Raw genomic sequence first — 25154 nt, 5'->3', positions numbered from 1 at the left:
ACCGGTCGGCGGGCGGCGAACCGCGGGTCAGTAGTCGCGGCGCTCGGTGAAGACGCCGACGATGGCCGCCAGGTGCGGGTCGGACGTGATGGTCAGGAAGCGCCCGGGGCGCAGCTCGACACTGGACGGGTTCGCCTGGTCGGCCGTGGCCGGGCCGTGGATCGCCGCGTCGTAGATCAGGATGTCCTGGTCCGCGTCGATGTTCCGCTCGGGATGCCGCAGCAGGCGCCCGACCGTCGGGCGGCCCGGGCCGAACGTCCCGGACAGGTCGCCGTAGGTGAACAGCACGTCGCCGTTGCGCAGCACCAACTGGTGGTGTGACGACGCGGGCAGGCCCGTCGACTCGGGCGTGGTCCAGGTGCGGCCCTGGTCGTACGACCGCGACACGTACGCGATGTTGATCGACGTGCGGATGATCGAGAGCAGCGAGCCGTCCTTGAGCAGGCTGAGGTTCGGCTCCTGGAAGTCGAAGGTCGCCGAACGGCCGATCACGGACTCGTTCTCCTTCGGCCAGGTGCGGCCGCCGTCGGTCGAGCGGACCACCGTCGCCGGCCCGGTGCCGCCCTCGGGCAGCCGGCCGTAGAGCGGCACCAGCAGGTCGCCGTTTCGCAGCTGGAGGATCGGCCCGTGGGTGGCGGCGTGGCCGGCGTAGTACGCACCGACGACCACATCGGACGGTCCTTCGAGGGCGGTGCCGACCTCGATCGGGGTGCTCCAGTTGGCACCCTTGTCGGTCGACCGCGTCACGAACGTGCCGACCAGCGTCACCGGCTTGCCGGGGTAGCCGGTCCAGTCCGTGCGGAAGAAGTTCATCAGCACGGTGCCGTCGCGCATCTGCATGAGCTTGGGGTCGCGGTCGTCGATCGGCGTGTCGATCGCCACCCGCGGGGTGCTCCAGGTGTGGCCCTGGTCGCGGCTCTGCACGACCATGATGCGGCCGTCCTGGTCGATGTGGGCCACCGACTCCCGGTACGCGACGAGCAGGCGACCGTCCTTGAGTTTGATCATGTCGCCGAAGAACGCGCGTTTGCCGCTCTCGGCCGGTGCGACGATGACGGGATCGGTTGGCGTTCCGGGTGGTGAGGCCGCGGTCGCGGCGGTCGACGTGGCGGCGAGGGCGGCGGTCGAGGCGAGCAGCGCGGCGCAGGCGCCAAGGACGAGACGACGCACGAAAACCACTCCCAATCAGGTACGGCGGGTTCGGCGATCGGCCCGAAAGCTATCTGGAACACCATTCCATGTCAATCGATGCGACCGTTGACATGGAACGGTGTTCCAGATGGACTGTCAGCCTCCACGCATTGATCACCGCGACACCAACCTCGTCGCCAACGGCGGCTTCGACGTCGGCGACCGCGTCGGCCATCCGACGGGCTGGAGCGTCGAGGGCGCCGAAGCGGCGGCCAACGTCGTCAACCTCTCCGCCTACCGGACCGCGGGGCCGGGCTCGCTGGAACTCAATGTCACCGCAGGCAACCCGGTCACGGTCACCAGCGACCGGATGGTCGCCGCGCCCGGTGTCGCGTACACGCTGACCGCCCGGGTCAAGGGCCGCAGCGGCACGCCCGCCCAACTCGCGCTGGTCTTCACCGACTTCAACCGCACCGAGCTGCGCACCAGCGCGGCGGACACGGCGTTCAGCACCGACTGGCAGACCGTGACGGTCACCGGCACCGCACCCGCCGGCACCGCCCAGGTGACCGTGCGGATCTCCGGCGCCGAGGCCGGCTGGTCCTACTGGGACCAGGTCACCCTGACGCCGGCGCCGGCCGCGTACGACCCGCGGCTCGGCACGGATCGGGAGCTGTTCCTCGACGACTACCGCATCGAGTCGAGCCGGGACGTCGGTCGCGTGGTGCATCCGGCCACGACCCGGCCCGAGCCGCTGATCCGGCCCACGTACCCGTGGGAGACGAACACGTACATCTACGGCTCGGTCTTCAAGGTCGGCAAGGTCTACCGCATGTGGTACGACTGCAACAACGACGTCGCACCCGGCTACTACCTCTGCTACGCCGAGAGCAAGGACGGCGTGCGGTGGACGAAGCCGTTGGGTCGCGGATCCATCGGCTACAAGGACATCCCGGCGTCGCAGACCAACCTGGTCATCGCCGGCGGCGGCACGGTCGCCTACAACCCGGACGCGCCGGCCGACCGCCGCTACGCGCTCCTGCAGTTCCACACCGGCGTGGTCAACGAGACGCTGGGCTACTACGCCTATTTCTCGGCCGACGGCTACACCTGGACGCAGGCGTCGGAGAAGCCGGTCCTGCTCGACGGTGACGTGTCCAATGTGGCCTGGGACGGCCGGCGCTACATCGCCACCGTCAAGAAGCGCATGTTCACGTCGCGGACCCCGGGCGTGTACGACCGCGCGGCGTTCGTCTCGACCAGCGCGGACTTCCTGACGTGGAGCACGCCGGTGCTGGGCGTGGCCGGCGACTATGCCGACGACGGTGCGGCGCAGGCGCTGAACGGCCTGGAGGGCCAGATCTACGGCATGCCGGTGCTGCCGTACGAGAGCACGTACATCGGAATCCCGTGGGTCCTGCTCATCACCAACTTCACCCACGGCACCCAGTCGTCGGCGGGCGACGGCCCGGTGCTGCCGCAGGTGGCGTCCTCGCGCGACCTGGTCGACTGGAGCCGTCCGGTGCGCGACCCGATCATCCAACCGGGCCAGCCCGGGGCGTGGGACGATGGCGCGCTCTACACGGCGTCGAACGTCCTCGTCGACGACCGGACGATCACGATGTACTACGGCGCCTTCAACGCCGGCCACGGCGGCCAGGTGGCGGGGACGACCCCGTACACGAGCGGGGTCGGCCTGGCGACCTGGCGCCGCGACGGCTTCGTCTCGATGACCAACGCCTCACGGCCCGGCCTCGGCGACCCGGGCACGCTGACCACGAAGCCGCTGGTCACCGACGGCCGGGCGCTGCACGTCAACGCCGAGGTGCACGCCAAGGGCGCGCTCACGGTCGAGGTCCTGGACGAGTCGGGCGCGGTGATTCCGGGCTACCGCTCGCTTCCGGTCACGGGTGACCAGTACGACGCCCAGGTCCGCTTCCCGGGCGGCCGATCCTTGCGGGCGCTGGCCGGCCAGCAGATCAAGCTGCGCTTCTCGCTGGTGAACACCGACCTGTACTCGTACCGCGTCGCCTGACGGTTCTCCGGCCCGGCGGGCGTCCTGCCGCCGGGCCGGATATCGTCGTTCGTCGTGGAGACGGCGGTCACTGTGTTGGCGTTCCTCGCCACGATGGTCGTGTCCGTGCTGCTGTTCGCGGCGGTCATCCGGCGGTTGCTCGGCGTCCGGGTCGGGCCCGTGCGCACGCTGTTGGCCGCGCTGCTCGCGGTCTTCGTCGCCGCCCCGGTGCTCCAGGCACTCGCGCCGCCCGATCCCACCAGCCTGAACGCCGGTGAGCTCGTCCTCATCGGACTGGTCGCCGTCGTCATCTCGGCCCTGCTCGCCATGGCGGCCCTGGTCATCCTGGAGGTGCTGCTGCCGACCGGGTCCATGCCCGGCCCGGTGGAGCTCTGGCGCGGCACCCGCCGGCGGGTCGGACGCACCCGGCGGTACGCGACCATCGTGCGCATCGCGCTCCGCCACGGGCTCGGCCGTTTCCTGCGCGGCCGCCCCGCTCCCGGACCGTCGTCGGCCGCGGCCCGCCGTCAGCTCGGCCGTTCGTTGCGGGCCGCCCTGGACGAGGGCGGCATCACCTTCGTCAAGCTCGGCCAACTGCTCGCGACCCGGCGCGATCTGCTCCCGGCCGAGATCGTCGACGAGCTGACCGCGTTGCAGGACCGGGCGGCCCCGGTGGCCTGGGCCGAGGTGTCCGCGGTCCTGGCGGCCGACTTCGGCCGTCCCGTCGAGGAGGTGTTCGCCGCCTTCGACCACGAGCCGCTGGCCGCCGCCTCCGTGGCGCAGGTGCACGCGGCACGGTTGGCCGACGGCACCGACGTGGTGGTCAAGGTCCGGCGGCCCGGCGTCGCCGCGATCGTCGAGCGGGACGTCGACATCCTGCTGCGGCTCGCCGGCACGCTGGAGGAGCGGACCTCCTGGGGACGCCCGCTGGGCCTGCGGGCACTGGCGACGGGGTTCGCGGCGGCGCTGCACGAGGAGCTCGACTTCACCATCGAACGGGACAACCTCCAGTCGATGGCGGCGGCCCTGGCCGACTCGCCGGACCGGGGCGTGCTCGTGCCGACGGCGTACGCCTCACTCAGCTCCGAGCGGGTCCTGGTGATGGCGCGGCTGGACGGAACACCGCTGGGTGCGGCCACGGCGGTGCTCGACGGCCTCGGCGAGGACCGGCGCGCCGAGCTCGCCGGCGGTCTGGTCGACACGATGCTGGACCAGGTGCTCGTACACGGGATCTTCCACGTGGACCTGCACCCCGGCAACGTGCTGGTGACCGCCGACGGCCGCCTCGGGCTCTTGGACCTGGGCTCCGTGGGCCGGCTCGACGCGGCGACCCGGGACGCGATCGGGCAGTTGCTGGCCGCGCTCGGCCGGCGGGACTCGGTCGCGGTCAGCGACGCGCTGCTGCAGGTCGTGGACCGGCCCGCCGAGGTCGACGAGCGCGAGCTCCAGCGGGCGATCGGCGCGTTGATCGTCCGGTACGCGGCGCCCGGCACCACCGCGGGCGCGGCGGCCGTGGCGGCGTTGTTGCGGACCCTCGCCGCGTACGGGCTGGGTGTGCCGCCCGCGGTCGCCGCGGTGTTCCGCGCGTTCGCCACTCTCGAAGGCGCCCTCGGCCTGGTGCGGCCCGGCTTCGACCTGATCACGCACGCCCGCGCGGCCGGCACCCGGCGGTTCGCGGAGGCACTGGGCCCGGACCGTCTGCGCGGCTCACTGGAGGACGAGCTCGCGGCGCTCCTGCCGGTGCTGCGGCGGCTGCCCCGGCGAATCGACCGGCTGGGCGACGCCCTGGAACACGGACGGCTGCGGGTCAACGTGCGCCTCTTCGCCGACGACCAGGACCGCCGCCTGGTCACCGACCTGCTGCACCGAGCGTTGCTGACGGTCATCGGCTCGGCCGCGGCTCTGGTCGCGGTCCTGCTGCTGCGCACCGGCGACGGCCCCCGCCTGAGCGGCACGGTGGAGCTGTTCCCGCTGCTGGGCTACTTCGTCCTCATCGTCGGCGTGGTCCTGATCCTGCGCGTCCTGGTCGTCATCTTCCGCCGCGACTAGAGAGGCGTCTCCCGGATCGGGCCGGGTCCGGTCTTGCTGGTTGGGTCCGGGCCTTCGACGGCGAGCAGCAGGCGGCGGAGGTCCTGGGCCAGTCCCCGCTGGAGGTCGGGGTCGATGTCCCCGAAGATCTCCTGCTCGGCGGCGTTGTTGGCGGCGATGACCGCCCAGTTGCGCTCCAGGCCCGCCGGGGTGATGGTCACCAGCACCTGGCGGCGGTCGTCGGCGGCCATCTCCCGCCGCACGTAGCCGTCGCGTTCGAGGCGGGCCACCCGGTTGGTGATCGCGCCCGAGGTGATCTGGGCGGCGTCGAGCAGCGCGCCCATGGTCAGCGTGCCGCCGCCGTTGCGGAGCGCGCAGAGGATCTCCAGCTCCCAAAGCTCCATGCCCTTGGCCGCCAGCTGCCGGCGGATCTCGGTGTCGATGCGGTGGCTGGCCCGCCGGAGCCGCCAGGTGACCGCCTTGGCGTTCAGGTCGCGGTCGGGGTCGCGCTCGGCGATCACGGCGAGCAACCCGTCGACCCGGTCGCGGGCGGTCTCTGAGCTGGGCATGAGAGCAACATTACAACAGCGTGAAGAATCTTAGTGCGGTGATATCTTCACGTTGAGATAGTTAACGCGAAGGGATCTCTGGTGGCGACACTGACGCGGACGACGGCCGGGCCGGCCGGGACCGACGGCGACCGGGGCGTCCGGCTCACCATCGCACTCGCGGTGCTCGGCGTCTTCGTGACGTACGTGCCGATCACCGCGGTCAGCGTGTCCCTGACCACGATCGGCACCTCGACCGGAAGCTCGACCGCGGACCTGCAGTGGGTCACCGACAGCTACATCATCCCGATGGCGGCGACGATCCTGTCCGCCGGCGTCTTCGGTGATCTGCATGGGCGCCGCCGGGTCTTCCTGGCCGGCATGGCGATCACCGTGCTCGGCGCCGCGATCGCCATGGTCGCGGGCACGGTGGCCGGCGGGTTGCACCTGCTGTGGGTCGGCCAGGCGGTCACCGGCGCCGGCGCCGGGCTGCTGCTGCCGACCACGCTCGCCCTGATCGCCCACGCGGTCCCCGACCTGCGGGCGCGGGCACGGTACATCGCCCTGTGGGCGACCGGGCTCGTCCTCGGCCTGGCGGCCGGTCCGCTGATCTCCGGGACCATCCTCCGGTACGCCGGCTGGGGCTGGATCTTCCTGCCGATCATCGCGCTGGCGGTGGTGGCCGGCCTGCTCGCCGCGCTGCGCCTGCCCGAGTCGAAGTCACCGCAGGGCCGCCGCCTCGACTGGCCCGGCCAGATCACCGCGACCGTCGCGATCGCGGCGAGCATCTTCGGCGTGATCGAAGGCGGCCAGGCCGGCTGGGGCGCACCCTCCACGATCGCGGGGTTGGTCGTCGGCGTGGCCGCGCTGGCCGTGTTCCTGCGCGTCGAGGCCCGATCGGCGTCGCCGATCCTGCAGTTGTCGCTGTTCCGCCTGCCGGCGTTCCGCGCCGCGAGCTTCTCGGCGTTGGCGGCCCTGTTCGCGATCGTCGGCGGGCTCTTCCTGCTCAGCCTGTTCTTCGGCGCCGGCCAGCACCTGTCGCCCTTGGAGATCGGCGTCCGGCTCCTCTTCGTCAACGGCGTCACCGCCGTTGCCAATCCCTTCGTCGGCCGCCTGCTGGCCCACCGGCAGCCGATCACCCTGTTGGCGATCGGGCTCGGGCTGGGGGCCGTCGCGATGCTGCTGCTGACCGGCCTCGGCACGAACACCTCGTTCGCCGACGCGGCATGGCGCCTGACGGTCCTCGGCGTCGCGGACGCGTTCATGCTCAGCGCGGTCGCGGTGGCCGCCATCCACGCGGTGCCGCACCACCTCGCCGGCATGGCTGCCGCCGCGAACACCGCGGTCCGGCAGTACGGCGGCGCGCTCGGCCCCGCCGTCCTCGGCGTCGTGCTCAGCAGCCGCATGGCCGGCGGCGCGAGCATGGTCTCCGCGCTGCACACCGCACTGATCGTCAACGCCGTGGTGCTGCTGGTCGCGGCGGCCCTGTGCGTGGCGACGTCGACCCGCCAGCCAGCTTTGTCTTGACAAACTGGCAACCACCACGTGATCTTGACTAGGCCGCCGGCGCCCGCCCGGCGCCCGAAGGAGGAAGTCGCGTGGAGCTGGAGCCGGTGCGTTTCGGTCCGGACGACGGTCTGACGCGGACGGTCACCGGCACGATTCCGTACGGCGCGCCCGACTGGGTCTACCTCCCCGTGGAGGTCCCCGCCGGCGTCAACCGGATCACCGTGACCTACCGCTACGACCGCCCGACCCCACCGCCCGGCCACGACGGCAACGCGTTGGACCTCGGCGTGTTCGACGAGCGCGGCCACGCGGGCGCCGGCTTCCGGGGCTGGTCCGGCGGGGCCCGGGACGGCTTCACGATCAGCGCCTCGGACGCCACACCCGGCTACCTGCCCGGCCCGATCCACGCCGGACGGTGGCACGTGCTCCTCGGCCCGTACGGCGTGGTCCCAGACGGTCTGCGGTGGACGCTCACCGTGACCCTGGAGCTCGGCCCTTCCGGCCCGGCCTTCGCGCCGACCCCGGCACCACACGAGGCGAGCGGTCGCGGCCGAGCGTGGTACCGCGGCGACATGCACCTGCACACCGTCCACTCCGACGGCCGGCGCCAGCCCGCCGAGCTGGCCGCCGACGCGCGAGCCGCCGGACTCGACTACATCGTCTCGACAGAGCACAACACCCCCAGCGCGCACGCGATCTGGGGCACCCACGCGGGCCCGGACCTGCTGGTCATCAACGGTACGGAGGTCACGACCCGCAACGGTCACCTCGGGGTGCTCGGCCTGCCGGCGGGCACCTGGATCGACTGGCGCTACCGCGCGACCGACGGCGCGATCGGCGACGCCCTGCGCGCGGCCCACGACGCCGGCGCCCTCGCGGTGGCCAACCACCCGCTGGCGTCGTGCAAGGGCTGCGGCTGGAAGTTCGGGTACGAGGGCCTCGACGCCATCGAGGTCTGGAACGGCCCGTGGACCCCCGACGACGAGGCGACGCTCGGCAACTGGGACAACCTGCTGGTCGCCGGCGAACGCTGGCTGCCCGCGGTAGGCAACAGCGACGCACACGGCAAGGACCAGGTCGTGGGCCTGCCGCAGAACGTCGTGCTCGCCGACGGCCTGGACCGCGACTCGATCCTGGCCGGCGTGCGCGCGGGCCGCCTGTGGATCGCGGAGTCGTCGGCGATCGACCTCGATTTCACGGCCAGCGCCGCTCACGGGCGCGCGGCAGGAATCGGCGACCGGCTCGACGTCGCGGACGACACCGCGATCACCGTCACGCTCGCCGCGCGCGGAGCGCCCGACGCCGTCGTCAACATCGTCACCGACCAGGGGCGGCGACTGGTCGCTCCGGTGCCCGCGACGGGCGTCGTGTCCTGGACGACGACACCCCGCGCCTCCCGTTACGTGCGCGCCGAGGTGCGGCGCGCGGACACGATGGTCGCGCTGACCAACCCGATCTTCCTCGGCGGCCGGGTCAGACAAGAACGGCTAACGGCGTAGCCAGCGGGGCCCGTGCGCGACAGCGCCCAGCGCGGCCACCCGGCCACGTAGCTCGCGGTCGGCCGTGACGACGACGACCGGCCGGTCCGGCCCGCGCGAGCGCACCACGTCCACAATGGCGTCGTCGCCCGACCCCGGCGCGGAGATCACCTCGACGCCCGGCACCGAGCCGACCCCGCCCGCCTTGCCCTCGACCACCAGCACCAGCTCGACCGGCGACAGGTCACCGATCGGGTGGCCGGCGGCGACCGAGGCCGCGAGCTCGTCCCGCAACCGCGTGGCCGCCGCGGCCCGGTCGCGCCACCAGCCGTCCGGCCGGGAGCCGATCACGTTGGCGACGTCGACCACCACCAGGGCAACCAAAACTAGGGCTCGTCGATGCTCGGTGCGCTCAGCCCGAACGCGTCCAGTGCGTCCTGGCGCTCCGCGCGGACCTCTTCCTCGCGGGCCAGCAGCGTCGTGAACTCGGCGATGTCCGCCGCGTCCGGCACCTCCGGCGCCCGGCGCAGGAACGCCTCGAGCTCGCGGGACGCCTCGGTGTGCGCGGCGGCGGCGCGGCGCGCGTTCTCACGATCGTCGGTCATGAACCGCAACCTACCCCGCCCAGCCGTCAAGAAAGCGGTGGGCGGGGCAGGAAGGCCAGCGAAATTACGGGTTCGAATAACCGAGCGAGTAGCTACCCGAGCCGCTGTACGCGTGCACCCGGTAGCGGTAGTAACCGGCGGTCCCGTTGTAGGACACCGTCTCGTCAGGGTTGGCCGACGTCCCGGTTGCCACGTTCACCCACGTCGAGCCGCTGTACTTCTGCAGGTACAGGTCGAAGTCCGTGCCGTTCGGGCCGTCCAGGCAGGCGCGGTGCGTGCCGGACAGCGACGAGTAGTAGTAGCTGCCGTTCGGCTGGTAGACGCTGCCGCCGGAGGACAGCGAGCCGCTCGCGGTGAACTCGTAACCCGAGCAACCGGTCGGCGGGTTCGGGTCGCCGCCGCCGCCGGAGGTGCGCAGCGTCAGGCCGTACGCCGAGAGGATCTCGTTGACCGGCTGGTAGTAGGTCGTGCCGCCGCTGGAGCAGTTGCCCGACCCGCCGGAGGTGACGCCCTGGCCCTGCTGGCCGCTCATCCAGCCGCCGCCGGAGTCGCCCGGCTCGGCGCAGACGTTGGTCCGCGTCAGGCCGCTGACCGAGCCCTGCGAGTAGTTGACGGTCTGGTTCTTCGCGGAGATCGTGCCGCAGTGCCAGCCAGTGGTGGAGCCGGAGCGGCAGATGGACGCGCCGACGGCCGCCTCGGTGGAGCCCGCCACGGTCACGTTGCCGCCGCTGTAGTTGTTGACCCACGGCTGCGGGGTCCAGTTGCTGTTGACCGACACCCACGCGTAGTCGTTGCCCGGGAACGAGGAGCCCTGGAACGACCCCTGGGAGACCTGGTTGTAGCCCGTCGTGGCCTGACCCCGGGTGCCGCAGTGTCCGGCGGTGACGAATCCGCCGTTGACGGACAGGCCGACGGAACAGCGTCCGCCGCCCATGTAGTAGGCGTCGCCGCCGCGTACGTCGTACAGCAGGCGGGGTGTCTCGGAGGTGGCGACGACCGACACCGCGGCCGCGTCGGCGCCACTGGCGGCGACGAACCGGGCAGCCGCCGCGGTCCCACCCTTGGCCAGCACGACGACCCGGTTGGTCGTGACATCGACATACCAGCCGGGTACGCGCGACGCGGGCGCCGAAGCCGCAGCGGCGTCCAGCCGGGCCTTGACCGCGTCCAGGGTCGCCGAGCTCCGACTGACCACCTTGGCGGTCGCCCCGGCCGCGGTCACCTCAGCGATCCGAGAAGAGGACGTCACGTTGACCACGAACGAGCCGGAACTGGTGAGGTACGCGCCACCGAAAGAACTGCCCAGCGTCTTGCGCAGGCGCAGCTCGGTGCGGCTGGCCGCGTCGTCCTTGGCGATCCGGACCTTGGCCTGGGCGGCGGTCAGACCGAGGTCGCGCTGCATCGCGGCGAGCATCTCCGGCGAAGCGGCCTCGCCGGAGGCAGAAGCGGGTCCCGGCACAGCGGGTGCGGCCATGGCCGGCGCGGCCACGGCGACGGTGATGCCGACGGGCAGCAGGGTCACCGCTGCCAGGCCGGCAAGGAATCTGTTCACGATGCACTCCTTCGGGGGTGAAAGGAAAAGCACCGTCAACGTAGCCAGGGAAAATCGAAGGTGGTATATACCACCTGGCTCATACCGCCGGCTCGAACTCCGTGTTGGGCTGGGCGCCGAAGCCCGGATGCCGGCGCAGCCACGCCGTGTAGTCCGGGTTGCGCTCGAGGATGTCGGCGTACGCACCGGCCGCGTACTTGACCATCAGGTCGGCGAACCCGGCCGCCTGCGCCTCGGCGTGCCAGCCGAGCAGCAGGCGCCAGCGCAGCGGCGCGCCCTTGATCGGCCGCGTGATCAGGCCGGGCACGGGCCGGAAGGTGGCCTGGCAGAGCGCGATCGCCTCGCCGGCCTCGACCAGGTCGATGCTGCCCTTGAGGTCGGTCTCGTAGACCTTGCGGGGCGTGAAGCCGGACCGCGCGCACGCGGCCGCGAAGCAGTCGGCGAAGCAGCCGTCGCCGGGCGCGGCCACCCAGCGCTCCTCGCTGAGGTCTGCCAGGTCGATCTCGGTGCGGCCGGCCAGCGCGTGGTGCTCCGGCAGCAGCAGCCAGACGGGGTCGACCGCCACCACCCACCAGGCGAGCCCGAGCTCGGCGCTGGGGACGGCGTCGCCGCAGACGCCGCACAGCGAGTAGTCCAGCCGTCCCGACAGGACCATCCGGGCCAGCTCGTCGACCGACCAGCTCGCGTGCGTGCTGATCTGTGCGGTCGGCTGGTCGGCCGTGAGCCGGTGCACGAGGCGCCCGAGGATCGGGCTGTTGACCCCGCCCAGCCGGTAACGGCTCAGCGCGTCACCGCCGGCCAGCCGCGCGGCCTCGTCCTGGAGCCCCTTCATCGCCGGCAGCAGCACCCGGGCCCGGTCGAGCACCAGCTCACCGAGCGCGGTCGGCCGGGCGCCGCGCCGGTCGCGCTCGAACAGCGGCCCGCCGAGGGCCCGCTCGATCCGCTGGAGCTGGGCGGTCAGGGCCGGCTGGGCGAGTCCGAGCATGGAGGCGGCCTTGGTCACGCTGCCGGTCTCCGCGATCGCGGTGACCACCCTCAGGTGCCGCAGCTCCAGGTTCATAGCGTGACGGTAGGACTCCGGGGCGATTCATCGGAAGACCTTGATGTTTCCTTTCAGAAAAAACCAGTCCATGTGTCGAATCCGGCGAAGCCCGTTCGAGCTACGGGTGACGGCGCCCGAACGGGCCCACGAAGGAGATCGACATGACCACCACGACCGCCTGCGCGACGCCCGCTCTCGCCGAGCGGGTGACGAAGAGCCTGCTCGGGTACGGCGTGATCGCCGGTCCGCTGTACGTCGGCGTCGCGCTGGCACAGGCGTACACCCGGGAGGGTTTCGACCCGACGCGGCACGCCTGGAGCATGTTGCAGAACGGCGACCTGGGTTGGATCCAGACCACGAACCTGATCGTTTCCGGTCTCATGGTCATCGCGGCGGCCGTCGGTGTCCGGCGCGCCGTCGGTCGTGGCGCCGTCCCGCTGGGTATCTACGGTGTGGGGATGGTCGTGGCCGGTCTGTTCCGCGCCGACCCGGGCGCCGGCTTCCCGCCGGGCTCGGCGGGCGGCACGATCAGCTGGCACGGCCTGGTCCACCTCGCGGCCGGCGGTGTCGGCTTCGTCGGCCTGGCCATCGCCTGCTTCCTGCTCGCCGGCCGGTCCGGCTTCCCGCTGCTCTCGCGGGCGGTCGGGGTGCTGTTCGTCGCGAGCTTCCTGGCCATGAACGCCAGCGGCGGCGCGCCGTGGGGAATGGTCACGTTCACGGCCGGCGTGCTGTTGGTCTCCGCGTGGCTGACCGCCGTCTCTGTCCGTCTCTACCGCGCCGTCAGCTAAGTCTGAGGAGGAAAAGTCATGCGCTACATCGCCCTGCTCACCGCGACCCGTCCGAACACCCCACCGCCACCGGAGCTCATGGAGGCGATCATGAAGCTGGGCGAGGAGGCCACCAACTCCGGCGCCCTCGTCGACCAGGCCGGCCTCTCGCCGAGCACCTTCGCCTCCCGGGTCGGGGTGGCCGGCGGCGAGCTCACCGTCACCGACGGGCCGTTCGCCGAGGCCAAGGAGGTGATCAGCTACGCCGTGTACGACGTGCGTGACAAGGCCGAGGCCGTCGAGTGGACCTCCCGCTTCATGCGCGCCCACCGCGACCTCTGGCCCGGCTGGGAGGGGGAGTCGCAGGTCCTCAAGGTGATGGGTCCGGAGGATTTCCAACCCTGAGCGTGGCAGGATCGGCGGCCATGGGGGCCGCCGATCCCGCTTTGGTACACCGGACCGTCGAGGCGGTGTGGCGGATCGAGGCCGCCCGGATCGTGGCGGTGCTCGCCCGGCTGACCGGCGACATCGGGCTCGCGGAGGAGATCGCCCAGGACACCCTGGTGGTGGCGCTGGAGCAGTGGCCGCGCGACGGCGTACCCGATGATCCGGGTCCGTGGTTGCTCGCCACCTCCCGGCACCGGGCGATCGACCAGATCCGCCGCCGGCAGAACTACGCGGCGAAGCTGCGGCTCGTCGCCGGTGGGGTCGCCGAGACCGACGACGGCGGGTACGACGCGGTGCTCGACGAGGGCAAGATCGGCGACGACCTGCTCCGCCTGATCTTCGCGGTCTGCCATCCGGCGCTGCCCGCCGAGTCCCGGGTAGGCCTGACCCTGCGGCTGCTGGGCGGGCTGACGACCGCCGAGATCGCCCGTGGGTTCCTGGTGCCCGAGCCCACCATGGCGGCCCGGCTGACCCGGGCCAAGAAGGCCCTCGCGGGAGTGGAGTTCGCCCTGCCGCCCGCCGCCGAGCTGGCCCCGAGGCTCGCGTCGGTGCTGGCCACGGTCTATCTGATCTTCAACGAGGGGTACGCGGCCACGGGCGGCCCGGTCTGGGTCCGGCCGGAGCTCGCCGACGAGGCGGTGCGGCTGGGGCGGCTGTTGCAGGGCCTGCTGCCACGCGAGCCCGAGGTGCACGGGCTGACCGCGTTGATGGAGCTCCAGGCGTCGCGGCTGCCGGCCCGGGTCGACCCGGACGGGCGACCCGTGCTGCTGCCGGACCAGGACCGCCGCCGGTGGGACCGGCTGCTGATCCGGCGCGGGCTGGCCGCGCTGGCCCTGGCCGGCGACCTCGGCGGCGGGGCCTACACGGTCGAGGCGGAGATCGCCGCCTGCCACGCCCGGGCCCGCTCCCATGAGGACACCGACTGGGAGCGCGTCGCGGCCCTCTACGAGGTGCTGTTCCACCTGCGGCCCTCGCCGGTGCTGCGGGTCAACCAGGCGGTCGCGTACGGGATGGCCGGTGATCCGGCCCGTGGCCTGGCCCTGGTCGACGCGGTGGCGGCGGAGAAGTCGCTGCGCGACTATCCACAGTTGCCGGCGGTCCGCGGCGACCTGCTGGCCCGCCTGGGCCGGGCCGCCGAGGCGCGGGCGGAGTTCGCCCGGGCGGCGGCGCTGACCCGCAACGAGGCCGAGCGGTCGCTGTTCGCGGCCCGCGCCGAGAGTGACTGACGTTATCCACAGGCGTGCGTGCCCGGTCGGCCGCGCCGGCCGCCGGGCTGGTAAGAAAGACCGCATGACCAGCCCGACCCCTTCCAGCGCCGACGAGGTCGTCGACCTGTGCCGTGATTTGATCCGGATCGACACCACCAACACCGGCGACAACGCCACCTCGGCGGGGGAGCGGGTGGCCGCCGAATACGTCGCGGAGAAGCTGGCCGAGGTCGGTGTCGACGCCGAGCTCCGCGAGTCGGCGCCCGGCCGCACCAGCCTGGTCGCGCGCATCCCCGGCACCGACCCGTCCCGGGGCGCGCTGCTCGTGCACGGCCACCTCGACGTGGTGCCGGCCGACCCGCAGGAGTGGTCGGTCGACCCGTTCGGTGGTGAGATCCGCGACGGCTACCTGTGGGGCCGCGGCGCCGTCGACATGAAGGACTTCGACGCCATGGTGCTCGCGGTGGTCCGCGACTGGCAGCGCACGGGCGTCCGCCCGCCCCGCGACCTGGTGCTCGCGTTCACGGCCGACGAGGAGGCCGGCGGCGACTACGGCGCGCACTTCCTGGTCGACAACCACGCCGACCTGCTGGAGGGCTGCACCGAGGCGGTCGGCGAGGTCGGCGGCTTCTCCTTCACGGTCTCCGAAGACCTCCGGCTCTACCTCGTGCAGACCGCCGAGAAGGGCATCCAGTGGCTGCGGGCGACCGCGCACGGGCGCCCCGGGCACGGCTCGATGATCCACGACGACAACGCCGTCACCGCGCTGGCCGAGGCGGTCGCCCGGGTCGGCCGGCACCGGTTCCCAATCGTCCTGACCGACACCGCCGCGGCCTTCCTGGCCGAGGTGTCCGAGCTGCTCGGCATCGAGTTCGACCCGGCCGACCCCGAGGCGACGATCTCCAAGCTCGGCCCGATCGCCGGCTTCGTCGGCGCCACCGTGCGCAACACGGCCAACCCGACCCGGCTCGACGCGGGCTACAAGGAAAACGTGGTGCCGAGCCAGGCGCACGCCACGCTCGACTGCCGCACCCTGCCCGGCCAGTCCGAGGCGTTCCTCAAGGAGATCCGCGACCTGCTCGGCCCCGACATCGACATCGCGCACATCCAGCGCCAGCCGGCGGTCGAGACCACGTTCGACGGCCCGCTGGTCGCCGCGATGTCGGCCGCGCTGCTGGCGGAAGACCCGGGCGCCAAGGCCGTGCCCTACATGCTCTCCGGCGGCACCGACGCCAAGGCCTGGCAGCGCCTCGGCATCCGGTGCTTCGGCTTCGCGCCGCTGCGGCTCCCGCCGGACCTCAACTTCGCCGGCCTGTTCCACGGCATCGACGAGCGGGTGCCGGTCGAGGGCCTGCGCTTCGGCGCGCGCGTGCTCGACCGTTTCCTCCGCACCAGCTGACGGCTCTTCTTTCTTCCCGAGGATGGATACACCATGACCGACGACCACGCTTCCCTCGACGCCGCGCTGGAGGAGGTCATCGCCTCCGCCCGCACGCACCTCGCCGCGGTGAAGGCCGCCGACGGCCGGGTCGACGACGACGACGTGTGGCAGGCCTACGTGACGCTCAACAACGCGTCGTACCACTACGACGAGCTGCTCCTGGAGGCGTTCGGCGAGGTCACGCCCTGGGACGTCGAGTCCATCGACCCCGACGAGGTGGAGGGCGCCCTCGGTGGCGTGACCGTCGAGGGCGACGAGGCCAAGGACGCCCACCCGCACGTCATCTCGGTCCGGCAGCGCCGCGACTACCGCGTGCCCAGCGTGGTGGCCCTGGTCCGCCGCGCCGAGGAGGCCCGCGCCGAGGCCGGCCCGGAAGAGGCCGGCGGCCCGGTCGAGACGGTCGGCGAGGCGGTGCTGGAGCTGCTCCAGGCCGGCGACGGATCGCTGAGCGCGCTCGACGTCCCCGAGCTGGAGCCCCTCGACGGGGTGGTGATGGTCAGCGAGGTCAACACGGCGCTCGACCTCGAGAGCTACGACGAGCACGACGGCTCGGGCCCGTTCACGCCCGCCGGCACCGACCGCCTGGTCGGCCGCCTCGACGAGCACCCGTTCCTGCCGGGCGACCTCGACGGCGCGCTGCCGGAAGACGAGGAAGACGGCGACGACGAGGACGACAACCCCCGCACCGCCTGACAGCGCCCGTGACCCCCGCTCCCGCGACCCCGGGAGCGGGGTCGTGGCAGGCCTGCGTCGCCGGACGGCCCGCGTCCGGCAGGGGGACCGGTCTATTCAGTAACTGAGGCCCGGCTGCGTCTTGCTGACCAGACGGCGCCGCAGCATCACCTGTCGCGTGCCGTCCCGGAACAAGCGCACCCGGGCCAACTCCCAGCCGGAGAACTCCGCCTGGATCGCCAGCTGCGCCTCTGCGGTCGACCGGTCGACATTCGGTGGTAACCGCAGGGGCGCGTATTCGTAGTCCATGGCACCTATCCTGCACATTTTTCGGGTGCCCGCACCAGCCCTTCCCCCAACCAGCTAACAGCCCGTCCCGGGGTCCGGCTCACCCGTCACTCCAGGCGCAGGACCGCGCTTGATCATTTTCTGCCCTGGCCGCCGTCGGGTCTCCGACCGCGCTGGTTAGGCTGGCGGAATGCAGTCTTGGACCGGGCACGACGTGCCGCGGCTGCCGGGCACCGGCCAGCCTCTCGTGTTGTTCGACTCGGCGGTGCGCAGCGCACATGAGACGAGCCCGGACCGGGAGACCGGGGCGACGATGTACGTCTGCGGGATCACCCCCTACGACGCCACCCACCTCGGCCACGCCGCCACCATGATCACCTTCGACCTGGTCCAGCGGGCCTGGCTCGACGCGGGCTTTCCTGTCCGTTATGTCCAGAACGTAACGGACATCGACGATCCGCTCCTCGAACGGGCCGAGCGCGACGGCGAAGACTGGGTCGTCCTGGCCATGCGCGAGACCGCCCTGTTCCGCGAGGACATGGAAGCCCTCCGGATGATCCCGCCGGCCCACTACGTCGGTGCGGTCGAGTCGATCCCGGCCATCGCGGACCGCGTGGTCCAGCTCCTCTCCGACGGCGCCGCCTACGTCCTGGAGGACGGCACCGGCGACGTCTACTTCGACATCTCCACGACGCCGAACTTCGGGTACGAGTCGAACCTGACCCGCGACGAGATGCTGGTGCTGGCCGCCGAGCGTGGTGGCGACCCCGAGCGCCCGGGCAAGCGTGACCCCCTCGACCCCCTGCTCTGGCGCGGCGCCCGCGACGGCGAGCCGGCCTGGCCCGGCGGCCCGCTCGGCCCCGGCCGACCCGGCTGGCACATCGAGTGCGCGGTCATCGCGCTCAGCCTGCTCGGCGACACGATCGACGTCCAGGGCGGCGGCAACGACCTGCTCTTCCCGCACCACGAGTGCTCGGCCGCGCACGCCGAGAAGCTCACCGGGCAGCAGCCGTTCGCCTCGCACTACGTACACGCCGGCATGATCGGCCTCGACGGCGAGAAGATGTCCAAGTCCCGCGGCAACCTGGTCTTCGTCTCCCGCCTGCGGGCCGACCACGTCGACCCGATGGCGCTGCGGCTGGCGCTGATCGCCGACCACTACCGCGGCGACCGCACCTGGAACGACGACCTGCTCAAGACCGCCCAGGAGCGCCTGGCCCGCTGGCGCGCGGCGGCCTCGGCCACCGCCGGGCCGTCGGGCGCCGACCTGCTGGCGGGAGTACGCGCCCGCGTCGCCGACGACCTCGACACCCCGGGCGCCCTGGCCGTCGTCGACGCCTGGGCGGAAGCGACGCTGGCGGGCGAGGGCGACGACCCGGACGCCCCGCGGCTGATGGCACACACGGTGGACGCCCTGCTGGGCATCACCCTGGAGCAGACCGCGATCTGAGCGACTACATCGGAGGCCAGGGCACCGACGGCCAGTCGGTGCCTGGCTCCGGGAAGCTCGCGTTCTCCAGCAGGCGGCGCACCCGGCCGCGGACCCGGGCCACCTCGGCGCCGGTCAGGTGCTCGCGGAGCGCTCCGCCGAGCGAGTTGCGCAGGTCGCCGGTCAGCCGGCCCAGCACGTCGACCGCGTCGTCGGGTAGCACCGCACCCGTCCAGCCCCACAGCACCGTGCGCAGCTTGGGCTCGACGTTGAAGGTCACCCCGTGGTCGACGCCGTAGACGCGGTCGTCGGGGCCGACCAGCACGTGCCCGCCCTTGCGGTCGGCGTTGTTGATCACGATGTCCAGGACCGCGAGCCGGGCCAGCCGGGGGTCGTCGGCGTGCGCCAGCGAGTACGGGTTGCCGTCCTCGTCCTGCGCCGACGCGATCCGCCTCCACCCGGTCGGCAGTTGCGTGGCGGGCACGAAGCCGACGAGCGGCTGGGCGGCCTCGGGCTCGTCGATCCAGAGCTGGCACATCCCGGGCCCGAGCGGTCCCTCTTCACGCAGCAGGGTGGGCGGGACCAGGTCCCAGCCGGTGGCCGCGGAGACCAGATAAGCACTGACCTCCCGGCCGGCAAGCGTGCCGTCGGGGAAGTCCCACAGCGGCCGCTCACCGCTGATCGGCTTGTAGACGCAGCGCGCTGTGACCCCGTCGAGCGACACGAACGCCCGCAGCGTCGTATTGGAGGCGTCGACCAGCCGGCCCTCGAGCTCGATCTCGCCCGAGCGCAGCAGCGTCAGCGCGTCGTGCTCGGGCAGCCGGGACGGAGTTGACACCGGCGCGGCACCGTCACCGGTGATAGCCATTGTGGCGCGGGCAGAGGTGTCCGCGGGGGTCGAGCGGTTGGCCGCAGAGCGGGCAGGGTGGGCGGCCGGCGGCGACCACGCGCTTGGCGCGGCTGATGAACTCGCGGGTCGCGGCGGGCGTCAACCGCACCCGGAGCCGGTCGAGGTCGTCGTCGGGCTCGTCGTCGTCTTCGTCGTCGACCGTCTCGGCCTCGGCGTCGTCGACCGCCTCGAGCTCGCCCTCGCCGGCGGCGATCGCCTCGATCACCACGGTCGCGGTGTCGACGTCGAAGGCCAGGCCCAGCGTGCCGACGCGGAACTCCTCGTCGACCGGGCTCTCCAGGGGCTCGTTGTCGGAGGCGGCCACGGACGGCTCCTCGGGCGGCAGCTCCAGGTCGACGCCGAACCGCCGGGCCGCCTCGGTGAGCAGCTCCTCGAGCTTCTCGGCCAGCAGCGAGACCTGGACCTTCTCCAGCGCGACGCTGACCACGCGACCGCCACCGCGCGCCTGCAGGAAGAAGCTGCGCTCGCCGGGCGGCCCCACGGTTCCAGCCACGAACCGCTCGGGCGGCTCGAACGCGTGCACCTGGTGGGTCATAACTAAAGACCCTATCCGCCCACGCGTACGCACGCGTAGCGCACTGCCTCGAATGTGGGGAGCGGATCAGGGGCGTTCGCCCAGAGCGAATTTCAGGTCGCGCCGGCACCGCCGCCAACGACCGCATCGGACGAGGTCGCGGTGGTTTTGCGTGGCCGGCGGCGGCGTTTCGGCGGCACCAGCCCGGCCAGGTCCCCACCGGTGTCGTTGAGGCGCATCAGGAACGGGCGGGTCGGTGTGTAACGGATCACGGTGACCGACGCCGGGTCGGCCACGATCCGCTGGAACTGGTCGAGGTGCAGCCCGAGCGCGTCGGCCACGATCGCCTTGATGATGTCGCCGTGCGTGCAGGCCAGCCAGAGCGCCTCGGGGCCGTGGGCGGCGGTGACCGCCCGGTCCCAGTGGCGGACCGCGCCGACCGCGCGGGCCGACATCGCGGCCATCGCCTCACCGCCGGGGAACACCGCCGCCGACGGGTGCACCTGGACGACCGGCCACAGCGGATCCTTGGCCAGCTTCTTGAGCGGCTGGCCCTCCCACTCGCCGTAGCCGCACTCGATCAGCCCGTCCTCGATGCTCGGCTCGGCGGACGGCAGGGCCAGCTCCAGGGTCTGCCGGCAGCGGATCAGCGGGCTGCTGACCACCTCGGCCAGCGGCAGCGCCCGCAACCGTGCGCCCACCGCCACCGCCTGGGCCTTGCCGGTCTCGTCGAGCTCGACCGGCTGCCGGCCGGCGAGGCCGCCGTCCGCGTTGGCCGTCGTGCGGCCGTGCCGCAGGAGGAGGAGGGTCGCCACGCCGCCAACCTTAAGGGCACGGCTCGGGGTTCAGTGCGGCACTCCGCCGGACCCAGGCGACGACCGACCGCACGCGGGGGTCGGCCAGATACAACACCGGTATCCGACCGACCCCCGCGCACGCCCGGACGCCGCCTGGGCCTCGCCGGAGCACCACCCTGACCCCCGAGCCGCGCCCTACGTGGCGGCGATCGTGCCGTTCATGAGCAGTGCGAGGACGATGCCGCCGACCGCTACCCGGTACAGCACGAAGGGGTAGAACGTGTGCGCCGAGACGTACTTGAGCAGCCAGGCGATCGAGGCGTAGCCCAGGCCGAACGCGATCACCGTGGCGACGATCATCTGGGCGCCGGACGGGACCAGGCCCTCGCCGGACTTGTCGAAGACGTCCGGGAGGCTGAACACCCCGGACATTACGACCGCCGGAATGGCTAAGAGGAACGAGAACCGTAAGGCGGCCTCGCGGGTCAGGCCGAGGAACAGGCCGGCGCTGGCGGTGCCGCCGGAGCGGGAGACGCCCGGGATCAGCGCCAGCGCCTGGGCGAAGCCCATCGTGACCGCGTCCGGCATCTTGAAGCGTTCGAGGTTGCGGGCCTGGCGACCGAAATACTCGGCGAAGGCGAGCACGAACGAGAAGACGATCAGGACGATCGAGACCAGCCACAGGTTGCGGGCCGCGGTGCGGATCTGGTCCTTGAACGCGAAGCCGATGATGCCGATCGGGATGGAGCCGATGATGACGTACCACGCCATCTTGTAGTCGTGCTCCTTGCGCGCCGACGCGTCCCAGAGGCCGACCACCCAGGTCTTGCTTATTCGCCAGATGTCCTTGGCGAAGTAGAGCAGCACCGCGGCCTCGGTGCCGAGCTGCGTGACCGCGGTGAACGAGGCGCCGGCGTCCTGACCGAAGAAGATCGCCGAGGTGATCCGCATGTGCCCGGACGAGCTGATCGGCAGGAACTCCGTGAGCCCCTGCACGATCCCGAGCACGATCGCCTCGGTCCATGTCATTCCCCGACCCCCGCCATGTCGAACGCCTCGGCAACCGTACGCAATGTCCGCACACCGGACTCGGCATCCGCCACGAAGGGGCTCACCGACAGCGTGGTGACACCCGAGGCGGCGTACGCCTTCATCCGGTCCGCGATCCGCTCCTTGGGACCGAGCAGCGAGGTGCGGTCGATGAACTCCAGGGGTACGGCGGCCGCCGCGTCCCGCTGGCGCTTGTCGAGGTAGAGGTCCTGCACCGTCTTCGCCGCGTCCGCGTACCCCATCCGGATCGCGAGATCGTTGTAGAAGTTCTGCTTGCGGCTGCCCATCCCGCCGACGTAGAGGGCGGCGTACCACCGGATCAGCTCGGCCGCCGACGCGACGTCGTCGCCGACCACGACCGGCACGCTCGGCACCACGTCGAAGCCCTCGGGGGTCTTCCCGGCGGTGGCCCGGCCGGCGTGCCAGGAGTCGTGCTGCTCGGCCGCGAACTCGGGGGAGTAGAAGACCGCGAGCCAGCCGTCGGCGATCTCGCCGGCGAGCTCCAGGTTCTTCGGGCCCACGGCGGCCAGGTAGATCGGGATGTGGTCGCGCGGCGGGTGGAAGCCGAGCCGCAGCGTCTTGCCCGGACCGTCGGGCAGCGGCAGCGTGTAGTGCTCGCCGGCATACTCGACCGGCTTGCGGCCGACCGCCAGCTTCACGATGTCGACATACTCCCGGGTGCGGGCCAGCGGCTTGCCGAACCGCACGCCATGCCAGCCCTCGGAGACCTGCGGGCCGGAGACACCCAGGCCGAGCCGGAACCGGCCGCCGGAGAGGTTGTCGATCGTGGTGGCGGTCATCGCGGTCGAAGCCGGGGTGCGGGCCGGGATCTGCATCACCGCCGCGCCCAGGTCGATCGTCGAGGTCTGCCCGGCCAGCCAGGCGAGCGTCGACGGGGAGTCGCTGCCGTAGGCCTCCGCCGCCCAGACCACCGTGTAGCCCAGGCGCTCGGCCTCCTGCGCCATCACCAGGTCTGTCGCCGGCGAGCTCCACGCGGTCTGGTAGCCGAGGTTGAGTCCCAGTTTCACCGTGCCCCTCCCCAATGCCGCCCGGCCGGCGACGCGGGATCAGACTACGAAATCGTTCTGTCGCGTTTGTCGACGGCCATCCCCAACACGCGGAGCGGACCTGACGTGCATGATGCACCGACCGGCCGGCTATCCGGCGAGTCGCGCGCGGCATAAGGTGCACCCATGCAGGAGCGACCGCTAGGCCGTAGCGGGCTCGCGGTCTCCCGGCTCGCGCTCGGCACCATGACGTGGGGTGCCGACACCGACACCGACGACGCGGCGGCCCAGCTCAAGGGCTTCGTCGACGCGGGCGGCAACCTCGTCGACACCGCCGACGTGTACGGCGACGGCGAGGCCGAAGCCGTGATCGGCTCGTTGCTGGACGCCCTGATCCCGCGCGACGACGTCCTCATCGCCACCAAGTCGGGCCTGCGACCGGGCAGCGGCCGGCGGCGGGACGGCTCGCGGGGGCACCTGCTGCGCTCGCTGGACGCCTCGCTGCGCCGGCTCGGCACCTCGTACGTCGACCTGTGGCAGGTGCACGGATACGACGAGACGACGCCGCTGGAGGAGACCCTGGCGGCGCTGGACTACGCGGTGACCAGCGGCCGGGTCCGGTATGCGGGGGTTTCCAACTTCTCCGGCTGGCAGACCGCGCGGGCGGCGGCCTGGCAGCAGGCGGTGCCGGGCCGGACGCCGGTGGTCGCCACACAGGTGGAATATTCGCTGCTGGAGCGCGGCGTCGAGCGGGAGGTGCTGCCGGCCTGCTCGGCCCTGGGCCTGGGCGTGCTGGCGTGGTCGCCGCTCGGCCGGGGAGTGCTGACGGGCAAGTACCGGCACGGTCGCCCGGCCGACTCCCGCGCGGCCTCGCCCCATTTCGGGCCGTTTGTCGGGTCCTACCTTGACTCGCGCTCGTCCTCGATCGTCGAGGCGGTGGCCACGGCCGCGAGCGGCCTGGGCGTGTCGCCGCTGGAGGTCGCCCTCGCCTGGGTCCGCGACCGCCCCGGGGTCGTCGCCCCGGTGCTGGGCGCGCGCACGGTCGGCCAGCTCCTCGGCGCCCTGAAGGTCGAGGAGATGACCCTGCCGGCCGAGATCGAAACGGCCCTGGACGACGTCTCGGCGATCTCCATCGGCTATCCGGAACGCGACGCCTAGGACGCGCCCTAGCCGCCGAACCAGCCGGGCACGTCCAGCCGGAAGGCCTCGGCGCCGGTCACCGTGACCAGGTCCCGCTCCAGCTCGTCCAGGCGGTCGGCGCCGATCCGGGCCGCCCACTCCGCGCGCAGCTCGTCGAAGATCTGTGCCGACCTCGTGAGGACCTCGACGCCGCGGTCGGTGAGCCTGACCAGCTTGCGCCGGGCGTCGTGCGGGTCGGTGCTCCGCTCGACGTAGCCCAGGCGCTCGAGGCCGTCGAGGGTCTTCCCGGCGGCCTGCTTGGAGACGCCGAGCCTCTTCCCGAGGTCGACCGCCGTCGTGCCGTCGCGCCCGATGGCCTGGAACACGAAGCCGTGCAGCGGCCGCAGCTCGGGGTGGCCTTCGCGGGCGAGCTCGGCGTGCACGCCGTCGATGAGCTGCCGGAACCCGACGAAGAGCCGCAGCGGCAGCAGGAACCCGTCGCTTGACACGGTTAGACAACCACGTTTACGTTTTGGACAACCACGTTGACCATCTTAGAAGGGCACAACCATGACTGTCATCAGGTACGACGAGACCCGGCGCCACGAGACACCCGCCGGAGTGACGACCACCCTGTGCTCGCCGACCCTGGGCGGTGCGAGCCGGCCGGTGTGGCGGGTCGAGATGTCGGGCGGCAGTGCCGGACCGGTGCACACGATCGACACGGAGCAGATCTGGACGGTCCTGTCCGGTGGGGCGTCGGTCCGGCTGGACGGCACGGATGTGCGGCTGGACGCGGGCGACACCCTGATCCTCGTGGCGGACGCCGAACGCCAGGTCACCGCTTCGGCCGGCGGCCTGACCGCGATCGTCACGAGCGCCGCCGGCAGCATGGCCACCGCGGGCGGCAACCGGATCCAACCGCCCTGGACCGCGTAGGTCGTGTCGGATCCGGTGGCGTCCGTTCGTGGAGAGGATGTGGGACAAACGAAGGGAACTGACATGACCGCCGTGTACACCTGGGACGTCTTCTCCACGCTCGACGGCTACGGGTCGTACGCCGAGCCCGGCGACTGGGGCGGCTACTGGGGCAAGCAGGGGCCCGAGCTGCTCGCGCACCGGGCTGCCCTGTTCGACACCGAGCAGCGCATGGTCTACGGAGCGACCACCTTCCGCGAGATGGCCGAGATCATGACCTCGGGCCTCGACCCCAACGCGCTCGACGAGTGGAACCTGCGGACGATGCGGTCCCCGGCGACGGTGATCTCCTCGACGTTGCGGGACACCCTCGGCTGGCCGGACGCGACCATCGCGAGCGGCGACGCGGTCGACATCGTCCGGCGGCTCAAGGAGGAGTCCGACGTGCCGCTGCGGTCACAGGCGAGCCTGTCGCTGAACTGGGCCCTGCTGGCGGCCGGCCTCGTCGACCGCCTCCAGGTGACGATCTTCCCGGTCATCTCGGGCCGAACGGGCACGAGCCCGATCCTCGGCGGTGCGGGCGACTTCGACCTGGAGCTGCTCGAAAGCCGCACGCTCGACGGCCACACCCAGGAGCTCGTCTACCGCCCGACCGTCCGCTGAGGCTTTGGACTCGACAG

General features: G+C 72.1%; 26 protein-coding genes. 13 read left to right on the top strand and 13 right to left on the bottom strand.

Features of this window, described 5'->3' with window-relative positions; all coding sequences use genetic code 11:
* Positions 1 to 27: 27 nt before the first annotated feature.
* A complete protein-coding gene (locus CHC05_RS24990; RefSeq protein WP_144022754.1) occupies positions 28 to 1170 on the bottom strand; it encodes a sialidase family protein in 1143 nt (380 codons plus the stop codon).
* Between the two features lie 109 nt (positions 1171 to 1279).
* Between CHC05_RS24990 and CHC05_RS24985 the strand changes: the two genes are divergently transcribed.
* On the top strand, positions 1280 to 3166 hold the full coding sequence (locus CHC05_RS24985) for a hypothetical protein (protein WP_144022753.1): 1887 nt from the start codon (positions 1280 to 1282) through the stop codon (positions 3164 to 3166).
* 54 nt (positions 3167 to 3220) lie between these two features.
* On the top strand, positions 3221 to 5194 hold the full coding sequence (locus CHC05_RS24980; protein WP_245871205.1) for an ABC1 kinase family protein: 1974 nt from the start codon (positions 3221 to 3223) through the stop codon (positions 5192 to 5194).
* Here CHC05_RS24980 and CHC05_RS24975 read toward each other — a convergent pair.
* Positions 5191 to 5742, bottom strand: coding sequence for a MarR family winged helix-turn-helix transcriptional regulator (locus tag CHC05_RS24975; protein WP_089252978.1), 552 nt, complete (start codon positions 5740 to 5742; stop codon positions 5191 to 5193). The genes CHC05_RS24980 and CHC05_RS24975 overlap by 4 nt on opposite strands.
* A gap of 81 nt (positions 5743 to 5823) precedes the next feature.
* Here CHC05_RS24975 and CHC05_RS24970 point away from each other — a divergent pair, with 81 nt between their 5' ends.
* Positions 5824 to 7248, top strand: a complete 1425-nt coding sequence (locus tag CHC05_RS24970) for an MFS transporter (protein WP_245871204.1) — start codon at positions 5824 to 5826, stop codon at positions 7246 to 7248.
* A gap of 71 nt (positions 7249 to 7319) precedes the next feature.
* Entirely contained in the window at positions 7320 to 8729 is a 1410-nt protein-coding gene (locus CHC05_RS24965) for a CehA/McbA family metallohydrolase (protein ID WP_089252976.1), read from the top strand.
* Here the strand turns inward: CHC05_RS24965 and CHC05_RS24960 are convergent.
* The 4 genes from CHC05_RS24960 to CHC05_RS24945 all read right to left on the bottom strand — a co-directional run bounded on the left by CHC05_RS24960 (position 8718) and on the right by CHC05_RS24945 (position 11925).
* On the bottom strand, positions 8718 to 9083 hold the full coding sequence (locus tag CHC05_RS24960) for a PIN domain-containing protein (protein WP_245871220.1): 366 nt from the start codon (positions 9081 to 9083) through the stop codon (positions 8718 to 8720). The genes CHC05_RS24965 and CHC05_RS24960 overlap by 12 nt on opposite strands.
* A gap of 11 nt (positions 9084 to 9094) precedes the next feature.
* Entirely contained in the window at positions 9095 to 9313 is a 219-nt protein-coding gene (locus CHC05_RS24955) for a hypothetical protein (RefSeq protein ID WP_089252972.1), read from the bottom strand.
* A 64-nt stretch (positions 9314 to 9377) separates the two neighbouring features.
* On the bottom strand, positions 9378 to 10865 hold the full coding sequence (locus tag CHC05_RS24950) for a S1 family peptidase (RefSeq protein ID WP_245871203.1): 1488 nt from the start codon (positions 10863 to 10865) through the stop codon (positions 9378 to 9380).
* A gap of 79 nt (positions 10866 to 10944) precedes the next feature.
* On the bottom strand, positions 10945 to 11925 hold the full coding sequence (locus tag CHC05_RS24945; protein ID WP_089252970.1) for a LysR family transcriptional regulator: 981 nt from the start codon (positions 11923 to 11925) through the stop codon (positions 10945 to 10947).
* A gap of 143 nt (positions 11926 to 12068) precedes the next feature.
* On the opposite strand from CHC05_RS24945, the gene CHC05_RS24940 reads away from it, so the two are divergent.
* From CHC05_RS24940 to CHC05_RS24920, 5 genes are all read left to right on the top strand, one after another.
* On the top strand, positions 12069 to 12695 hold the full coding sequence (locus CHC05_RS24940; RefSeq protein ID WP_089252968.1) for a DUF998 domain-containing protein: 627 nt from the start codon (positions 12069 to 12071) through the stop codon (positions 12693 to 12695).
* An 18-nt stretch (positions 12696 to 12713) separates the two neighbouring features.
* Complete coding sequence (locus CHC05_RS24935; protein ID WP_089252966.1) at positions 12714 to 13079, top strand: YciI family protein; 366 nt, start codon at positions 12714 to 12716, stop codon at positions 13077 to 13079.
* Between the two features lie 20 nt (positions 13080 to 13099).
* Positions 13100 to 14347, top strand: a complete 1248-nt coding sequence (locus tag CHC05_RS24930; protein ID WP_089252964.1) for an RNA polymerase sigma factor — start codon at positions 13100 to 13102, stop codon at positions 14345 to 14347.
* 64 nt (positions 14348 to 14411) lie between these two features.
* Positions 14412 to 15728 carry a M20/M25/M40 family metallo-hydrolase gene (locus CHC05_RS24925; protein ID WP_089252962.1) on the top strand — a complete coding sequence of 439 codons (1317 nt, stop codon included), beginning with the start codon at positions 14412 to 14414 and terminating at the stop codon, positions 15726 to 15728.
* A 33-nt stretch (positions 15729 to 15761) separates the two neighbouring features.
* On the top strand, positions 15762 to 16463 hold the full coding sequence (locus CHC05_RS24920; RefSeq protein ID WP_245871202.1) for a hypothetical protein: 702 nt from the start codon (positions 15762 to 15764) through the stop codon (positions 16461 to 16463).
* 96 nt (positions 16464 to 16559) lie between these two features.
* On the opposite strand, the gene CHC05_RS24915 is transcribed toward CHC05_RS24920, so the two are convergent.
* Complete coding sequence (locus CHC05_RS24915; protein ID WP_089252960.1) at positions 16560 to 16751, bottom strand: DUF5703 family protein; 192 nt, start codon at positions 16749 to 16751, stop codon at positions 16560 to 16562.
* Between the two features lie 169 nt (positions 16752 to 16920).
* Between CHC05_RS24915 and mshC the strand changes: the two genes are divergently transcribed.
* Positions 16921 to 18180 carry a cysteine--1-D-myo-inosityl 2-amino-2-deoxy-alpha-D-glucopyranoside ligase gene (gene mshC / locus CHC05_RS24910; RefSeq protein WP_089252958.1) on the top strand — a complete coding sequence of 420 codons (1260 nt, stop codon included), beginning with the start codon at positions 16921 to 16923 and terminating at the stop codon, positions 18178 to 18180.
* 4 nt (positions 18181 to 18184) lie between these two features.
* Here mshC and CHC05_RS24905 read toward each other — a convergent pair whose 3' ends face one another.
* From CHC05_RS24905 to CHC05_RS24885, 5 genes are all read right to left on the bottom strand, one after another.
* Positions 18185 to 18997, bottom strand: a complete 813-nt coding sequence (locus CHC05_RS24905) for an SCO1664 family protein (protein WP_245871201.1) — start codon at positions 18995 to 18997, stop codon at positions 18185 to 18187.
* Between the two features lie 13 nt (positions 18998 to 19010).
* Entirely contained in the window at positions 19011 to 19604 is a 594-nt protein-coding gene (locus tag CHC05_RS24900) for a DUF3090 domain-containing protein (protein WP_089252954.1), read from the bottom strand.
* A gap of 92 nt (positions 19605 to 19696) precedes the next feature.
* Positions 19697 to 20398, bottom strand: coding sequence for a histidine phosphatase family protein (locus CHC05_RS24895; protein WP_089252952.1), 702 nt, complete (start codon positions 20396 to 20398; stop codon positions 19697 to 19699).
* A gap of 177 nt (positions 20399 to 20575) precedes the next feature.
* Positions 20576 to 21409, bottom strand: a complete 834-nt coding sequence (locus CHC05_RS24890) for an undecaprenyl-diphosphate phosphatase (protein ID WP_089252950.1) — start codon at positions 21407 to 21409, stop codon at positions 20576 to 20578.
* Entirely contained in the window at positions 21406 to 22458 is a 1053-nt protein-coding gene (locus CHC05_RS24885) for an LLM class F420-dependent oxidoreductase (RefSeq protein WP_089252948.1), read from the bottom strand. Before CHC05_RS24885 ends, CHC05_RS24890 begins: the two co-directional genes overlap by 4 nt.
* 165 nt (positions 22459 to 22623) lie before the next feature.
* On the opposite strand from CHC05_RS24885, the gene CHC05_RS24880 reads away from it, so the two are divergent.
* The gene (locus CHC05_RS24880; RefSeq protein WP_089252946.1) at positions 22624 to 23595 is read left to right on the top strand and encodes an aldo/keto reductase; all 972 of its coding nucleotides are present in this window, start codon (positions 22624 to 22626) and stop codon (positions 23593 to 23595) included.
* Between the two features lie 8 nt (positions 23596 to 23603).
* On the opposite strand, the gene CHC05_RS24875 is transcribed toward CHC05_RS24880, so the two are convergent.
* Positions 23604 to 24065, bottom strand: coding sequence for a MarR family winged helix-turn-helix transcriptional regulator (locus CHC05_RS24875; protein ID WP_089252944.1), 462 nt, complete (start codon positions 24063 to 24065; stop codon positions 23604 to 23606).
* 61 nt (positions 24066 to 24126) lie between these two features.
* Between CHC05_RS24875 and CHC05_RS24870 the strand changes: the two genes are divergently transcribed.
* Positions 24127 to 24495, top strand: coding sequence for a cupin domain-containing protein (locus CHC05_RS24870; RefSeq protein WP_089252942.1), 369 nt, complete (start codon positions 24127 to 24129; stop codon positions 24493 to 24495).
* Positions 24496 to 24558: 63 nt separating this feature from the next.
* On the top strand, positions 24559 to 25137 hold the full coding sequence (locus CHC05_RS24865) for a dihydrofolate reductase family protein (protein ID WP_089252940.1): 579 nt from the start codon (positions 24559 to 24561) through the stop codon (positions 25135 to 25137).
* The last annotated feature ends 17 nt before the right edge of the window (positions 25138 to 25154 follow it).

Origin of the sequence: Asanoa hainanensis, from assembly GCF_900188485.1 — a bacterium.
Classification (GTDB): Bacteria; Actinomycetota; Actinomycetes; order Mycobacteriales; family Micromonosporaceae; genus Asanoa; species Asanoa hainanensis.
The sequence above is the reverse complement of the archived record's forward strand: the minus strand, read 5'-3'. Positions and strand labels throughout refer to the sequence as shown.

What these genes read in the sequence shown, in the direction of transcription:
- CHC05_RS24985 (WP_144022753.1), top strand. Translation starts at nt 1,280, where the DNA reads ATGGACTGTCAGCCTCCACGCATTGATCACCGCGACACCAACCTCGTC.
- CHC05_RS24975 (WP_089252978.1), bottom strand. Translation starts at nt 5,742, where the DNA reads ATGCCCAGCTCAGAGACCGCCCGCGACCGGGTCGACGGGTTGCTCGCC.
- CHC05_RS24955 (WP_089252972.1), bottom strand. Translation starts at nt 9,313, where the DNA reads ATGACCGACGATCGTGAGAACGCGCGCCGCGCCGCCGCCGCGCACACC.
- CHC05_RS24945 (WP_089252970.1), bottom strand. Translation starts at nt 11,925, where the DNA reads ATGAACCTGGAGCTGCGGCACCTGAGGGTGGTCACCGCGATCGCGGAG.
- CHC05_RS24940 (WP_089252968.1), top strand. Translation starts at nt 12,069, where the DNA reads ATGACCACCACGACCGCCTGCGCGACGCCCGCTCTCGCCGAGCGGGTG.
- CHC05_RS24935 (WP_089252966.1), top strand. Translation starts at nt 12,714, where the DNA reads ATGCGCTACATCGCCCTGCTCACCGCGACCCGTCCGAACACCCCACCG.
- CHC05_RS24930 (WP_089252964.1), top strand. Translation starts at nt 13,100, where the DNA reads ATGGGGGCCGCCGATCCCGCTTTGGTACACCGGACCGTCGAGGCGGTG.
- CHC05_RS24925 (WP_089252962.1), top strand. Translation starts at nt 14,412, where the DNA reads ATGACCAGCCCGACCCCTTCCAGCGCCGACGAGGTCGTCGACCTGTGC.
- CHC05_RS24920 (WP_245871202.1), top strand. Translation starts at nt 15,762, where the DNA reads ATGACCGACGACCACGCTTCCCTCGACGCCGCGCTGGAGGAGGTCATC.
- CHC05_RS24915 (WP_089252960.1), bottom strand. Translation starts at nt 16,751, where the DNA reads ATGGACTACGAATACGCGCCCCTGCGGTTACCACCGAATGTCGACCGG.
- mshC (WP_089252958.1), top strand. Translation starts at nt 16,921, where the DNA reads ATGCAGTCTTGGACCGGGCACGACGTGCCGCGGCTGCCGGGCACCGGC.
- CHC05_RS24900 (WP_089252954.1), bottom strand. Translation starts at nt 19,604, where the DNA reads ATGACCCACCAGGTGCACGCGTTCGAGCCGCCCGAGCGGTTCGTGGCT.
- CHC05_RS24890 (WP_089252950.1), bottom strand. Translation starts at nt 21,409, where the DNA reads ATGACATGGACCGAGGCGATCGTGCTCGGGATCGTGCAGGGGCTCACG.
- CHC05_RS24880 (WP_089252946.1), top strand. Translation starts at nt 22,624, where the DNA reads ATGCAGGAGCGACCGCTAGGCCGTAGCGGGCTCGCGGTCTCCCGGCTC.
- CHC05_RS24870 (WP_089252942.1), top strand. Translation starts at nt 24,127, where the DNA reads ATGACTGTCATCAGGTACGACGAGACCCGGCGCCACGAGACACCCGCC.
- CHC05_RS24865 (WP_089252940.1), top strand. Translation starts at nt 24,559, where the DNA reads ATGACCGCCGTGTACACCTGGGACGTCTTCTCCACGCTCGACGGCTAC.